This window comes from Curtobacterium sp. SP.BCp (assembly GCF_051903255.1).
Classification (GTDB): Bacteria; Actinomycetota; Actinomycetes; order Actinomycetales; family Microbacteriaceae; genus Curtobacterium.
This window is the reverse complement of sequence record NZ_CP194338.1, coordinates 2113198-2127284: the sequence shown is the minus strand read 5'-3', so window position 1 is coordinate 2127284 and position 14087 is coordinate 2113198. Positions and strand designations below refer to the sequence as shown.

The window sequence follows — 14087 nt, the reverse complement described above, 5'->3', positions numbered from 1 at the left end:
AAAGGAAACACCGACCTTGACGAACGTCAACGACTCCACCCCGGTGGAGATCCCCAGCGACCTGCGCGCCCTCCGTCTCCCGGAGCTCCAGCGCATCGCTTCCTCCCTCGGCATCACGGGCCTGTCGAAGATGCGCAAGGGCGACCTCATCGCCACGATCGAGGACAAGCGCCCCGCGACGGCCGACGCCCCCGCCGCGGAGACGCCGGTCGCCGAGCAGCCGACGCTGCCCGAGCCCGCGACGGAGCAGCCCGCCGCCGAGCCGGCCGCTGCGCCGGAGCCGGCCGCCCAGCAGCAGCCCGCGCAGGACGCGACCTCGGGCGCCGCCACCGGCGCCGAGGCGACCGACCAGCCGACCGGCGGCCGTGCGCGTCGCTCGCGCCGTGCCTCCTCGGCGGGCACCGTCAACGCGGCGCCGACGTCGGCGTCCGAGCACCAGAACCACGGGCACACCGGCACCGAGGACCTCCTCGCCGGGCTCGACCAGGTCCGCGCCGAGAAGGACGCGCAAGAGGCCGCGCAGGCTGCCGGCCAGCGCCGCGGGCGCGGCCAGCAGCAGGACGGTCAGCAGCAGGGCGGCCAGCAGGCCGGCCAGGAGGCCCAGGACGACTCCGCCACGCAGGCGGGCGAGCAGGGCGGCGAGTCCGGCGAGGGCGACCAGCAGGGCGAGGGCGGCTCGCGTCGCGGACGCCGCAGCCGTGGTCGTGGTCGTGGGCGTGGCCAGAACGCCGAGAACGGCGAGCAGAACGGCCAGGGCGGCAACGGTCAGGGCGGGAACGGCCAGGGCGGCAACGACCAGCAGGGCCAACAGAAGCAGGACGACCAGAACGGTCAGCAGAAGCAGGGCCAGCAGAAGCAGAACGGCCAGCAGAAGCAGGACGACCAGAACGGTCAGCAGAAGCAGGGCCAGCAGAACGGCCAGCAGAAGCAGAACAACCAGAACGGCCCGCAGCAGGACGCGCAGGAGGGCGAGGGCCGCAGCCGTCGTCAGCGTGACCGCAAGCGCGGCCGTGGCGGCCAGCAGGACGACCTCGAGCCGGAGGTCACCGAGGACGACGTCCTCATCCCGATCGCGGGCATCCTCGACGTCCTGGACAACTACGCCTTCGTGCGGACGACCGGTTACCTGCCCGGCCCGAGCGACGTCTACGTCTCGCTCGGCCAGGTGAAGAAGTACCACCTCCGCAAGGGCGACGCGATCGTCGGCTCGATCAAGCAGCCCCAGGGCGGCGAGCAGCAGAGCCGTCAGAAGTACAACGCGCTCGTCAAGGTCGACACCGTCAACGGGCAGACCGCGGAGGAGGCGGCGGCCCGCAAGGACTTCTCCGACCTCACGCCCCTGTACCCGAACGAGCGTCTGCGCCTCGAGACCGAGCCGCAGAAGCTGTCGACGCGGATCATCGACCTCGTGTCGCCGATCGGCAAGGGCCAGCGCGGCCTCATCGTCTCGCCGCCCAAGGCCGGCAAGACGGTCGTGCTCCAGGCCATCGCCAACGCGATCGCGAAGAACAACCCCGAGGCGCACCTCATGGTCGTGCTCGTGGACGAGCGGCCCGAAGAGGTCACCGACATGCAGCGCTCGGTGAAGGGCGAGGTCATCGCCTCGACCTTCGACCGTCCGGCGGAGGACCACACCACGGTCGCCGAGCTCGCCATCGAGCGTGCGAAGCGCCTGGTCGAGCTCGGTCACGACGTCGTCGTGCTGCTCGACTCGATCACGCGCCTCGGTCGCGCCTACAACCTGGCGACGCCGGCCTCCGGTCGCGTGCTCTCCGGTGGCGTCGACTCGGCCGCGCTCTACCCGCCGAAGCGCTTCTTCGGCGCGGCGCGCAACATCGAGGACGGCGGCTCGCTGACCATCCTCGCGACCGCGCTCGTCGAGACCGGCTCCAAGATGGACGAGGTCATCTTCGAGGAGTTCAAGGGCACCGGCAACATGGAGCTCCGCCTCAACCGCCACCTCGCGGACAAGCGGATCTTCCCGGCCGTCGACGTCAACGCCTCCGGCACCCGTCGCGAGGAGCAGCTGCTCTCCGCCGACGAGGTCAAGATCACGTGGCGCCTGCGCCGGGCCCTCGCCGGGCTCGACCCGCAGCAGGCCCTCGAGATCGTGCTGCGGAACCTCAAGGAGACGCAGTCGAACGTCGAGTTCCTGGTCCAGGTGCAGAAGTCGGTCCCCACGACCGGCGGGCACCACAACGGCCACCAGGAGTAACCGGTGTTCGAGTCGGTAGCGGGGCTGCTGGCGGAACACGAGGACCTGACGCAGCAGCTGTCGGACCCCGCGCTCCACGCCGATCCGGTCCGTGCGAAGAAGGTGAACCGGCGGTACGCCGAGCTCAACCAGATCAAGTCCGCGTACGAGTCCTGGCAGGCTGCGGGGGACGACCTCGCCGCCGCCCGGGAACTCGCGCGCGAGGATGAGGCGTTCGCGGACGAGGTCCCCGCGCTCGAGGAGCAGCTGCAGGAGCGCCAGGAGCGTCTCCGTCGGCTGCTCATCCCGCGCGACCCCGACGACGGCCGCGACGTCATCATGGAGATCAAGGGCGGTGAGGGCGGCGAGGAGTCGGCGCTCTTCGCGGCCGACCTCCTGCGGATGTACTCGCACTACGCCGAGACGAAGGGCTGGAAGGTCGAGCTCCTCGAGCGCACCGAGTCCGACCTCGGCGGCTACAAGGACGTGCAGGTCGCGATCAAGTCGAACGCGACCGACCCGTCCCAGGGCGTCTGGGCGCACCTGAAGTACGAGGGTGGCGTGCACCGCGTGCAGCGGGTGCCGGCGACCGAGTCGCAGGGGCGCATCCACACGTCGACCACGGGCGTGCTGGTGTTCCCCGAGGTCGACGAGCCCGAAGAGGTCCAGATCAACCAGAACGACCTCAAGATCGACGTGTACCGGTCCTCCGGTCCCGGCGGTCAGTCGGTGAACACGACGGACTCCGCGGTCCGCATCACCCACCTGCCCACGGGCATCACGGTGGCGATGCAGAACGAGAAGTCGCAGCTGCAGAACCGCGAGGCCGGCATGCGCGTCCTCCGTGCACGCATCCTCGCGAAGCAGCAGGAGGAGCTCGACGCGATCGCCTCGGACGCGCGCAAGTCGCAGATCCGCGGCATGGACCGTTCCGAGCGCATCCGCACGTACAACTTCCCGGAGAACCGCATCGCGGATCACCGGACCGGCTACAAGGCGTACGACCTCGACCGGGTGATGAACGGCGCGCTCGAACCCGTCATCCAGTCCGCCATCACGGCGGACGAAGAGGCCCGCCTGGCCGCCATCGGCGACCAGGACGCGTGACCGAACCCCGCCGGGAGGCTCGGATCACCGCCGACACTCCCGTCCCGTTCGCTGCGGATCGCCTGCTCGAGCAGGCGACCGCGGCGCTCGACGGTGCCGGTGTCCCGACTCCACTGGTCGACGCCGAGCTCCTGCTCGCCTGGGCGACCGACACCTCGCGCGGCGCCGTCCAGGCCCGGGCGCTGACCGGGGGAGCGATCGCACCGGAGCACGTCGAGCGCTTCCGTCACGCGGTCGCTCGCCGGACCACCCGCGAGCCGCTCCAGCACATCACGGGCGAGGCGCACTTCCGTGCCCTCACGCTCGCGGTGGGACCGGGCGTGTTCGTCCCGCGACCAGAGACCGAGGGCGTCGTGCAGTTCGGCATCGACGCGCTCCGCGCCACCGCGCTGCCCGCGCCCGTGGCCGTCGACCTGGGCTCCGGCAGCGGTGCCATCGCCATCGCGATGGACACCGAGGTGCCGAACGCGGTCGTGTACGCGGTCGAGCGCTCACCCGAGGCCCTGCCGTGGACCCGACGCAACGTGGACGCCCACGGCGGCACCGTCCGGCTCGTCGAGGGCGACCTCGCCGACGCGCTGCCCGAGCTCGACGGCACCGTCTCCGTCGTCGTGTCGAACCCGCCGTACGTCCCCGACGACATGGTGCCGGTCGACCCCGAGGTCCGGGACCACGACCCGTCGCTCGCGCTGTACGGGGGAGCGGACGGCCTCGACGCCGTCCGTGCGCTCACCGAGACCGCCTGGCGCCTCCTCGTGCCCGGCGGCCTGCTCGTCGTCGAGCACGCGGAACAGCAGGGTGCGGGCGTCCGCGAGGTCCTCGCCGCGCGGGGGTTCCGTTCCCCGGAGACGCACGTCGACCTGACCGGCCGCGACCGCACCACGACGGCCACCCGCTGACGCGACCCGCGGGCGGACGCGAGCCGTGCCTCCCGGCCGGTCGTGACGCGGCGCGTCGATCAGGCGACGGGGGAGGCGACCCGCTCCTGCTCCTGTTCCGCGACGAAGGCGCGGACCGCCTCGCGGAGATCGGTGTGCTCCTCGACCAGGACGGCGTGGATGCCGACGCTCCGCGCGCCCTCGACGTTGACCGGCATGTCGTCGGCGAAGAAGGTGCGCTCGGCCGGGACGCCGTGGTGCTCGAGCGCCCGCAGGAAGACCTCGGGTTCGGGCTTGCGTGCACCGAAGTTGCTCGTCGTGTCGAGGTGGTCGCCGAAGACCGCCGCGAGGGACGGTACCCACCGCGCGATCCAGCGCCCGGCGAGCGGACCGTTGTTCGTCAGCAGCCCGACGCGCCCGTGCTCGGCCGCGATCCTGACCGCCTCGACCCGCTCGGGCAGCTCGGTCATCGCCGCGCCGCGGAAGCGTGCCCACTCGGACTCCGGGACGTCGCAGCCCATCGCGTCCTCGAACGCGGCGAGGTAGGCGTCCCCGTCGGGCCAGTGGCCGGCCTCGGCCCTGGCCTCGTTCCCGCAGTCCCACCAGCGGCGGCGGAGCTCGGCGAAGTCGTGTCCGGTGAACTCGGCGAGGGCCTCCATCCGCACGCGCCAGTCGTAGCGGACGAGGACCTCGTCCATGTCGAACAGGAAGAGGAGCGGGGGCACGGCGGTCTCGTTCACGATGCCACCCATTGTGTCGCACTATCATCGTGCGAGTCATGGCCTCCCGATACGACTGCACCGACAACGACGGTCTCCTCACCGGGATGCGGCTCGCACGTGCCGCGCTCGGACGGGGAGAGCTCGTCGTCGTCCCCACCGACACCGTCTACGGCCTCGCCGCGGACGCCTTCAGCCAGGCCGCCGTGCAGCGGCTGCTCGACGCGAAGGGCCGCACGCGGCAGTCCCCGCCGCCGGTGCTCATCCCGGGGCCGCCCACGCTCGACGCGCTCGCGAGCGAGGTGCCGCAGCAGGTGCGCGACCTCGTCGACGAGTTCTGGCCCGGTGGCCTCACGGTCATCCTCCGCGCACAGCCGTCGCTCGACTGGGACCTCGGCGAGACCCGGGGGACCGTCGCGCTCCGCATGCCGGACTCCCGGATCGCGCTCGAGCTGCTGCAGGAGGTCGGGCCGCTCGCGGTTTCCTCGGCGAACAGCACCGGCGACCCGGCCGCGATGGACGTCGACGCCGCGGAGCGGATGCTCGGCGAGAGCGTCTCGGTGTACCTCGACGGCGGCCCGATCGAGGTGCACGACGGGTTCGCCGCGTCGACCGGCTCGACCATCGTCGACGCGACCGGGCTCTCGACCGGCGACAAGCTGACGATCGTGCGGCACGGGGTGATCCCCGACGACGAGATCGCGCGGGTCGTCGGAGCCGACCTGATCGCGTGAAGTACTACCTGCTCGCGGGAGCCATCGCCGCGGTCGTGAGCTTCTGCATCAGCTGGCTGGTGTGGAAGCTCGGCGTCCGGTTCCGGTGGTACCCGAAGGTCCGCGAGCGTGACGTGCACCGCACCCCGACGCCCCGGCTCGGCGGGATCGCGATGTACCTCGGCGTCATCGTGGCGATGCTCGCCGCCTGGTTCCTGTTCCCGTCGATCGCCGGGACCGACTACTTCCGGCTCGTGTTCTCCGAACCGGGGCGCGTGCTCGCCGTCCTCGGCGGAGCGACGATCATCGTGGTCCTCGGCGTCGCGGACGACATCTGGGACCTCGACTGGATGACGAAGCTGGCGGGCCAGATCATCGCCGCCGGCATCCTGGCGTGGCAGGGCGTGGCGATCGTCTCCCTGCCGATCGGGAACACGCTCGGAGTCGGTTCGTCCTACATGAGCCTCATCTTCACGGTGTTGGCGGTCGTGCTCGTGATGAACGCGGTGAACTTCATCGACGGGCTCGACGGGCTCGTCGCCGGGGTGGCGATCATCGCCGGCGGGGTGTTCTTCCTCTACACGTTCTTCATCAACCGCGTCGTGCAGCAGACGGAGTTCTTCTTCAACCTGCCGTCGCTCCTGACCGCGGTCCTCGTCGGGGCGTGCTTCGGCTTCCTCATCCTGAACTGGCACCCGGCGAAGCTCTTCATGGGGGACGCAGGTGCGCTGCTCGTGGGCTTCCTCATGGCCACGAGCGCGGTGAGCGTCACGGGCAACATCGACCCCGCGGCCGTGCAGACACGCCAGGCCCTGCTGCCGGCGTTCATCCCGATCCTGCTGCCCTTCGCGATCCTCATCGTGCCGATCCTCGACTTCGGGCTCGCGGTCACCCGGCGGCTCAGTGCCGGGAAGTCGCCGTTCTCGGCCGACCGGAAGCACCTGCACCACCGCCTGCTCGACATGGGGCACTCGCACTTCCACGCGGTGCTGATCTTCTACGCCTGGACCGCCACCGTCGCGTTCGGCTGCCTGCTCTTCCTCTTCGTCGACTGGTACTGGGTGGTGGCGTTCGTCGCGGTCGGGTTCACGGTGTGCGCCGTCGCCACCTTCGCCCCGCTCGGCCGCAAGCGCACCGAGATCGCCGCCCAGACCGCCAACCGCTCCGCCGCCGTGGTGGACGCCAGCCTCGACCCGCTCGACCGGGCCGCCAACGACCGCACGATCCCTGGAGACATCACGTGACCGCACCGAACGCGCTCGACCACGTCCGGCCGGTGTTCCGCCGCATCCTCGTCTGGGCGGGCCTGCTCGCGGTCGCCCTCGCCGTCGTCGGGGGAGTCGTGGGGCTCCTCGTCGCCGGCACGCCCGGGCTGGCGGGTGGCCTGCTCGGTGCCGTGCTGAGCGTCGTGTTCCTCGGACTCACTGCACTGTCGGTGCTCGTCGCGCTCCGGGTCTCCAAGGGGCAGATGATCTCCGGTGCGTTCTTCGGTATCGTGATGGGGACCTGGCTGCTGAAGTTCGTGCTCTTCATCGTCGTGCTCGTGGCGCTGCGCGACCGTGCGTGGGTGGACTTCCCGATCCTCGCGGTCGTGATCATCGTCGGGGTCGTCGGGTCGCTCGTCATCGACGTCGTCGCGGTCGCGAAGGCGCGGGTCCCGATCGGGGTGTCGCTGCCCGGTTCCTCCTCGGAACCTGAGAAGGACGACACCCGCGACTGAGAGCCCGGGAAGCCTCTCGCACCTGATAGGCTTCTCGAAGTCCGCGTCCGGAGCCTCGCTCGGAGCGGACGAGCCTCCACAAAGTCCACCATCGCGTGCCGTGTGTGCGCGCGCCGACACAGGAGACAGCGCTGCTATCCCACGCTCTTCCCCTGTCCCTCACCGCTGCGGTCAACCCCGTCGCGGCGGGGAGCAGCCAGGCCGCCGAGTTCCACGGTCCGTCGATCAACGAGTTCTTCCCTGACGCGATCTTCTTCGCCGGGACGCCGTTCGAGATCGACCGCCTCGTCATCATCCGCTTCATCGCCGTCGCGGTGCTGCTGATCATCGGGATCGTCGGGACCCGCTCGCTGAAGCTCGTCCCCGGTCGCGGTCAGGCGCTCATCGAGTACGCGTTCGACGTCGTCCGTCGCAACACGTTCGACAACCTCGGCGAGAAGGACGGCAAGCGCTTCCTGCCGCTCCTCGCCACGATCTTCTTCTCGGTGCTGTTCCTGAACCTGACGGGTCTCATCCCCGGGTTCAACCTGCAGGGCACCAGCCGCATCGCGTACCCGATGATCCTCGCGATCGTCGCCTACGTGGCGTTCATCTACGCGGGCCTCCGGAAGCACCCGGGCGCGTTCCTCCGCAACGCGCTGTTCCCGCCCGGGGTGCCGTGGCCGCTCTACATCATCGTGACGCCGATCGAGCTCGTCTCGACCTTCGTGCTCCGTCCGGTGACGCTGACGCTCCGACTCCTCATGAACATGGTCGTCGGCCACCTGCTGCTCGTCCTGTTCTTCGCAGCGACGCAGTTCTTCCTGTTCGACACCGAGGGTGCCTTCAAGCTCTTCGGCGTCGGGACGCTCGCGTTCGGCATCGCGTTCAGTTTCTTCGAGATCCTGGTCGCGCTGCTGCAGGCGTACGTCTTCATGCTGCTGACCGCTGTGTACATCCAGCTCGCGCTGGCTGACGAGCACTGACCTGTACTGACCCCCCATACGGCACGGCATCCGCCGGGCCGCACTTGAAAGGAACACACGTGGACGCAACGACCGTTCTCGCGGAGATCAACGGCAACATCGCGACGGTGGGCTACGGCCTCGCGGCGATCGGCCCGGCCATCGGCGTGGGCATCGTCGTCGGCAAGACGATCGAGTCCGTCGCTCGCCAGCCGGAGCTCCAGGGCCGCCTGACGACCCTCATGTACATCGGTATCGCCTTCACCGAGGCCCTCGCCTTCATCGGTATCGCGACGTACTTCATCTTCACCAACTAAGGCCAGTCGATGCAGAACGCACTGATCATCGCGGCGGAGGAGACGCACAGTCCCCTCATCCCGCCGGTGTACGACATCGTGTGGTCGCTGGTTGCGTTCGTCGTCATCCTCCTGGTCTTCTGGCGGGTCATCATCCCGCGGATCACGAAGATGCTCGACGAGCGCACCGAGGCCATCGAAGGTGGCATCAAGAAGGCGGAGGCAGCTCAGGAGCAGGCCGCCGCTGCGCTCGACGAGTACAACAAGCAGCTGGCGGAGGCGCGTGCCGAGGCATCGCGCATCCGTGAGCAGGCCCGTGCCGACGCGACCGCGATCGGCAACGAGGTCCGCGAGCAGGCTGCTGCCGATGCCGCGCGCATCACCGCCAACGCCCAGGCGCAGATCGAGGCCGAGCGCCAGAGCGCGCTCCAGTCGCTCCGCACCGAGGTCGGCTCGCTCGCGCTGGACCTCGCGTCCGGTGTGATCGGCGAGTCCCTCAAGGACGACGCGAAGTCGAACGCCGTCGTGGACCGCTTCCTCGCGGACCTCGAGGCCTCCAAGGCCGGGGAGCGCTGAGCATGCGCAGCGCCACCAGGGAAGCACTCGCGTCCACGAGGGCGGTGCTCGCCGACCTCGGAAGCAGCGCCGACCTGGCCACGGGTGCCGAGATCCTCGCCTCCGGGCGTGCGATCGCCGGTGCGCCGCAGCTGCTCGGTCTGCTGTCCGACCCGACGGCCGACCCGGCCGGCAAGAAGGTCCTCATCGACCGCGTCTTCGCCGGTCAGTCGGACGCCACGCGTGCGGTCCTGACCGCGGTGGCCGGCTCGCGCTGGTCGTCGCAGGAAGACCTGCTCGCGGGCATCGAGGACGCGGGCATCCGCGCCGTCGCCGCCACCGCGGGGACGGGCACCTCGATCGAGTCGGAGCTGTTCGCCTTCGAGACCGCCGTCCGTTCGGACGCCGACCTCGAGCTGGCGCTCGGCACCAAGCTCGGCAGTCCGGCGGAGAAGGGCGCGCTCGTCGAGCGGCTGCTCGGCTCCAAGGCGTCGCAGCAGACCGTGACGATCCTCTCGGCGCTCGTGCAGCAGCCGCGCGGTCGTCGGATCGGCGAGCTGGTGCGTGAGGCGAGCCGGATCGTGGCGGACCAGGCGGACAAGCTCGTCGCGACGGTCATCACCGCGACGCCGCTCGACGCCGGACAGTCGGCCCGCGTGGCCCGCGGCCTCGGCGAGCGGTACGGCAAGGACATCAGCATCAACCAGGTCGTCGACCCCTCGGTCGTCGGCGGGGTCCGGGTGCAGATCGGCGGCGACGTCATCGACGGCACCGTGTCCACGCGCCTGGCGGAGCTCCGGCTCCAGCTGGCCGGCTGAGCGTACGGTCGAAGCCGCCCCACCCAAGTCCACAACGGGAACTGTCGTCGTCACGGCAGCATCACCCTCTCGGAGCCGAAGGGCCCCGGAAACCAACAAGGAAAATCCCATGGCAGACATCACCATCAGCCCCGATGAGATCCGTGATGCCCTGAAGGACTTCGTCTCGAACTACGAGCCGACGAAGGCCTCCACGGCCGAGGTCGGGCACGTCACCGACGCCGGTGACGGCATCGCGCACGTCGAGGGCCTCCCCGGCGTCATGGCCAACGAGCTCATCCGCTTCGCGGACGGCACGCTCGGCCTCGCGCAGAACCTCGACGAGGACGAGATCGGCGCCATCGTGCTCGGCGAGTTCGACGGCATCGAAGAGGGTCAGGAAGTCACCCGTACCGGCGAGGTCCTCTCGGCCCCCGTCGGCGACGGCTTCCTCGGTCGCGTGGTCGACCCGCTCGGCAACCCGATCGACGGTCTCGGCGAGATCGCAGCCGAGGGTCGTCGTGCCCTCGAGCTCCAGGCTCCGGGCGTCATGTCCCGCAAGTCGGTCCACGAGCCGCTCCAGACCGGCATCAAGGCCATCGACGCGATGATCCCCGTCGGCCGCGGCCAGCGTCAGCTGATCATCGGCGACCGCCAGACCGGCAAGACGGCCATCGCGATCGACACGATCATCAACCAGAAGGCCAACTGGGACTCCGGCGACGAGAACAAGCAGGTCCGCTGCATCTACGTCGCCATCGGTCAGAAGGGCTCCACGATCGCCTCCGTCAAGGGCGCGCTCGAGGACGCCGGCGCGATGGAGTACACCACCATCGTCGCCGCTCCCGCCTCCGACCCGGCCGGCTTCAAGTACCTCGCCCCCTACACCGGCTCGGCCATCGGCCAGCACTGGATGTACGGCGGCAAGCACGTCCTGATCATCTTCGACGACCTGTCGAAGCAGGCCGAGGCCTACCGTGCCGTGTCCCTCCTCCTCCGCCGTCCGCCGGGCCGCGAAGCCTACCCGGGCGACGTCTTCTACCTGCACTCCCGTCTGCTGGAGCGTTGCGCGAAGCTGTCGGACGACCTGGGCGCCGGCTCGATGACGGGTCTCCCGATCATCGAGACCAAGGCGAACGACGTGTCGGCGTACATCCCGACCAACGTGATCTCGATCACGGACGGCCAGATCTTCCTGCAGTCCGACCTCTTCAACGCCAACCAGCGTCCGGCGGTCGACGTGGGCATCTCGGTCTCCCGAGTCGGCGGTGACGCGCAGGTCAAGTCGATCAAGAAGGTCTCCGGCACGCTCAAGCTCGAGCTCGCGCAGTACCGCTCGCTCGAGGCGTTCGCGATGTTCGCGTCCGACCTCGACCAGGCGTCGCGCCGTCAGCTCGACCGTGGTGCGCGCCTGACCGAGCTCCTCAAGCAGCCGCAGTACTCGCCGTACCCGGTCGAGGAGCAGGTCGTCTCGATCTGGGCCGGCACCAACGGCAAGCTCGACGAGGTCCCCGTGTCCGACGTCCTGCGCTTCGAATCGGAGCTGCTGGAGCACCTCCGCCGCAACTCGGACGTCCTCACCACCCTCCGCGAGACCAACCAGCTCAGCGACGAGACCGTCGCCGCGATGGACCGCGAGATCGACGCCTTCAAGAAGGGCTTCCAGACGAGCGACGGCAAGACGCTCGGCTCGGAGCAGTTCGAGGCTGCGTCGGCCGAGGACGTCGACCAGGAGCAGATCGTCAAGGGTCGTCGCTAGATGGCAGCGCAGGTCCGGGTCTACCGACAGAGGATCAAGTCCGCGAAGACCACGAAGAAGGTCACGCGCGCGATGGAACTGATCTCGGCGTCGCGGATCCAGAAGGCACAGGCCCGCATGGCCGCGTCCGGTCCGTACTCGCGGGCCGTGACGCGGGCGGTGTCGGCCGTGGCGACGTTCTCCAACGTCGACCACGTGCTGACCACCGAGCCGGAGTCGTCGACGCGTGCCGCCGTCGTGCTGTTCACCTCGGACCGCGGTCTGAACGGTGCGTTCAGCACGAACGTCCTCAAGCAGGGTGAGGAACTCGCGTCTCTTCTCCGCAGCGAGGGCAAGGACGTCGTGTTCTACCTCGTCGGCCGCAAGGCGGTCGGGTACTTCGGCTTCCGTGAGCGCCCGTCCGAGCAGCAGTGGGTCGGCGGCACCGACCAGCCCGAGTTCTCGACGGCCAAGGAGATCGGCGACGCGGTCGTCGGCAAGTTCCTCCAGGACACGGCCGAGGGCGGCGTGGACGAGATCCACATCGTCTTCAACCGCTTCGTGAGCATCGCGACGCAGGAGCCGCAGGTCGTCCGGCTGCTCCCGCTCGAGGTCGTCGAGGGCGTCGAGGCGCCGTCGAACGACGAGCCGCTCCCGCTGTACGAGTTCGAGCCCGACGCGGACGCCGTGCTCGACGCCCTGCTCCCGGTCTACATCGAGAGCCGCATCTTCAACGCCATGCTGCAGTCGGCTGCCTCCGAGCACGCCGCCCGGCAGAAGGCGATGAAGTCGGCGAGTGACAACGCGGACTCCCTCATCCGTGACTTCACCCGCCTCGCGAACAACGCTCGTCAGGCCGAGATCACGCAGCAGATCTCCGAGATCGTCGGCGGCGCCGACGCCCTCTCGTCGAAGAAGAAGTAGTCCGCGTCGTTCGCGGACAGTTACCCACCCTCAGGAAGGCACCAGCCATGACCGACACCGCCACCACCGCGGTCGAGACGTCGTCGGCGCCCGGTGTCGGCCGGATCGCCCGTGTCACGGGTCCCGTCGTCGACATCGAGTTCCCCCACGACGCCATCCCCGACATCTACAACCTCCTGCACACGACCGTCACCATCGGTGACTCGTCGCAGGAGATCGGCCTCGAGGTCGCGCAGCACCTCGGCGACGACCTCGTCCGCGCCATCTCCCTGAAGCCGACCGACGGTCTGGTCCGTGGCCAGGAGGTCCGTGACTCCGGCGCTCCGATCTCGGTCCCCGTCGGTGACGTCACCAAGGGCAAGGTCTTCGACGTGCTGGGCAACGTGCTCAACACCGACGAGCAGCTCGAGATCACCGAGCGTTGGCCGATCCACCGCAAGGCTCCGGCCTTCGACCAGCTCGAGTCCAAGACCTCGATGTTCGAGACGGGCATCAAGTCGATCGACCTCCTCACCCCGTACGTGCAGGGTGGGAAGATCGGCCTCTTCGGTGGTGCGGGCGTCGGCAAGACGGTCCTCATCCAGGAGATGATCCAGCGCGTCGCGCAGGACCACGGTGGTGTGTCGGTGTTCGCCGGTGTCGGCGAGCGCACCCGTGAGGGCAACGACCTCATCGGCGAGATGGAAGAGGCCGGGGTCTTCGACAAGACGGCCCTCGTGTTCGGCCAGATGGACGAGCCGCCGGGAACGCGCCTCCGCGTGGCCCTGTCGGCGCTGACGATGGCGGAGTACTTCCGCGATGTCCAGAAGCAGGACGTGCTCCTCTTCATCGACAACATCTTCCGCTTCACGCAGGCCGGTTCCGAGGTCTCGACGCTGCTCGGCCGCATGCCGTCCGCCGTGGGTTACCAGCCGAACCTCGCCGACGAGATGGGTGTGCTCCAGGAGCGCATCACCTCGACGCGCGGTCACTCGATCACCTCGCTGCAGGCGATCTACGTGCCGGCTGACGACTACACCGACCCGGCGCCGGCGACCACGTTCGCGCACCTCGACGCCACGACCGAGCTCTCCCGTGAGATCGCGTCGCAGGGTCTCTACCCGGCCATCGACCCGCTGACCTCCACGTCGCGGATCATGGACCCCCGGTACCTGGGCGCCGACCACTACGAGACCGCGACGCGTGTCAAGCAGATCCTGCAGAAGAACAAGGAACTGCAGGAGATCATCGCGATCCTCGGTGTCGACGAGCTCTCCGAAGAGGACAAGATCACGGTCGAGCGCGCTCGTCGTATCCAGCAGTTCCTCTCGCAGAACACGTACATGGCGAAGAAGTTCACGGGCGTCGAGGGTTCGACCGTCCCGTTGAAGGACACCATCGAGTCGTTCCGCGCGATCGCCGACGGCGAATTCGACCACGTCGCGACGCAGGCGTTCTTCAACGTCGGTGGCATCAACGACGTGGAAGAGAAGTGGGCGCAGATCCAGAAGGAGAACCGCTGA

The 14087-nt window shown here is 69.3% G+C and carries 14 protein-coding genes; 13 read left to right on the top strand and 1 reads right to left on the bottom strand.

The features are described from left to right. Positions 1-16 precede the first annotated feature (16 nt). Genes rho through prmC form a run of 3 tightly spaced genes read left to right on the top strand, consistent with a single transcriptional unit; the run spans position 17 to position 4200 of the window. Complete coding sequence (gene rho, locus ACRQ4C_RS10175) at positions 17-2215, top strand: transcription termination factor Rho (RefSeq protein ID WP_439688572.1); 2199 nt, start codon at positions 17-19, stop codon at positions 2213-2215. Positions 2216-2218: 3 nt separating this feature from the next. After that, positions 2219-3301: a peptide chain release factor 1 gene (gene prfA, locus ACRQ4C_RS10170; RefSeq protein WP_290131568.1), complete on the top strand. Its 1083-nt coding sequence runs from the start codon at positions 2219-2221 to the stop codon at positions 3299-3301. Positions 3302-3324: 23 nt separating this feature from the next. Next, positions 3325-4200, top strand: coding sequence for a peptide chain release factor N(5)-glutamine methyltransferase (gene prmC, locus ACRQ4C_RS10165; RefSeq protein WP_439690896.1), 876 nt, complete (start codon positions 3325-3327; stop codon positions 4198-4200). A 59-nt stretch (positions 4201-4259) separates the two neighbouring features. Here the strand turns inward: prmC and ACRQ4C_RS10160 are convergent, their stop codons facing one another. Continuing rightward, positions 4260-4919 carry an HAD-IA family hydrolase gene (locus tag ACRQ4C_RS10160; RefSeq protein WP_290131569.1) on the bottom strand — a complete coding sequence of 220 codons (660 nt, stop codon included), beginning with the start codon at positions 4917-4919 and terminating at the stop codon, positions 4260-4262. A gap of 38 nt (positions 4920-4957) precedes the next feature. Here ACRQ4C_RS10160 and ACRQ4C_RS10155 point away from each other — a divergent pair, with 38 nt between their 5' ends. From ACRQ4C_RS10155 to atpD, 10 genes are all read left to right on the top strand, one after another. Then, positions 4958-5632: an L-threonylcarbamoyladenylate synthase gene (locus ACRQ4C_RS10155; RefSeq protein WP_290131570.1), complete on the top strand. Its 675-nt coding sequence runs from the start codon at positions 4958-4960 to the stop codon at positions 5630-5632. Beyond that, entirely contained in the window at positions 5629-6855 is a 1227-nt protein-coding gene (locus tag ACRQ4C_RS10150; RefSeq protein ID WP_290131571.1) for an MraY family glycosyltransferase, read from the top strand. The genes ACRQ4C_RS10155 and ACRQ4C_RS10150 overlap by 4 nt, the downstream gene beginning before the upstream one ends. Further along, positions 6852-7331, top strand: a complete 480-nt coding sequence (locus ACRQ4C_RS10145; RefSeq protein ID WP_290131572.1) for a hypothetical protein — start codon at positions 6852-6854, stop codon at positions 7329-7331. Before ACRQ4C_RS10150 ends, ACRQ4C_RS10145 begins: the two co-directional genes overlap by 4 nt. A gap of 104 nt (positions 7332-7435) precedes the next feature. Beyond that, complete coding sequence (gene atpB, locus ACRQ4C_RS10140) at positions 7436-8296, top strand: F0F1 ATP synthase subunit A (protein ID WP_439688571.1); 861 nt, start codon at positions 7436-7438, stop codon at positions 8294-8296. Between the two features lie 59 nt (positions 8297-8355). Continuing rightward, positions 8356-8592 carry an ATP synthase F0 subunit C gene (atpE, locus tag ACRQ4C_RS10135; protein ID WP_027465781.1) on the top strand — a complete coding sequence of 79 codons (237 nt, stop codon included), beginning with the start codon at positions 8356-8358 and terminating at the stop codon, positions 8590-8592. Between the two features lie 9 nt (positions 8593-8601). Next, positions 8602-9147: a F0F1 ATP synthase subunit B gene (locus ACRQ4C_RS10130; protein WP_290131573.1), complete on the top strand. Its 546-nt coding sequence runs from the start codon at positions 8602-8604 to the stop codon at positions 9145-9147. Between the two features lie 2 nt (positions 9148-9149). Then, complete coding sequence (locus ACRQ4C_RS10125) at positions 9150-9944, top strand: F0F1 ATP synthase subunit delta (protein ID WP_439688570.1); 795 nt, start codon at positions 9150-9152, stop codon at positions 9942-9944. Positions 9945-10053: 109 nt separating this feature from the next. Beyond that, positions 10054-11682: a F0F1 ATP synthase subunit alpha gene (gene atpA / locus ACRQ4C_RS10120; RefSeq protein WP_290131575.1), complete on the top strand. Its 1629-nt coding sequence runs from the start codon at positions 10054-10056 to the stop codon at positions 11680-11682. After that, the gene (locus ACRQ4C_RS10115) at positions 11683-12585 is read left to right on the top strand and encodes a F0F1 ATP synthase subunit gamma (RefSeq protein ID WP_290131576.1); all 903 of its coding nucleotides are present in this window, start codon (positions 11683-11685) and stop codon (positions 12583-12585) included. A gap of 47 nt (positions 12586-12632) precedes the next feature. Further along, the gene (gene atpD, locus ACRQ4C_RS10110) at positions 12633-14087 is read left to right on the top strand and encodes a F0F1 ATP synthase subunit beta (RefSeq protein ID WP_290131577.1); all 1455 of its coding nucleotides are present in this window, start codon (positions 12633-12635) and stop codon (positions 14085-14087) included.

What these genes read in the sequence shown, in the direction of transcription:
- ACRQ4C_RS10125 (WP_439688570.1), top strand. Translation starts at nt 9,150, where the DNA reads ATGCGCAGCGCCACCAGGGAAGCACTCGCGTCCACGAGGGCGGTGCTC.
- atpD (WP_290131577.1), top strand. Translation starts at nt 12,633, where the DNA reads ATGACCGACACCGCCACCACCGCGGTCGAGACGTCGTCGGCGCCCGGT.
- atpA (WP_290131575.1), top strand. Translation starts at nt 10,054, where the DNA reads ATGGCAGACATCACCATCAGCCCCGATGAGATCCGTGATGCCCTGAAG.
- ACRQ4C_RS10115 (WP_290131576.1), top strand. Translation starts at nt 11,683, where the DNA reads ATGGCAGCGCAGGTCCGGGTCTACCGACAGAGGATCAAGTCCGCGAAG.
- ACRQ4C_RS10130 (WP_290131573.1), top strand. Translation starts at nt 8,602, where the DNA reads ATGCAGAACGCACTGATCATCGCGGCGGAGGAGACGCACAGTCCCCTC.
- ACRQ4C_RS10155 (WP_290131570.1), top strand. Translation starts at nt 4,958, where the DNA reads ATGGCCTCCCGATACGACTGCACCGACAACGACGGTCTCCTCACCGGG.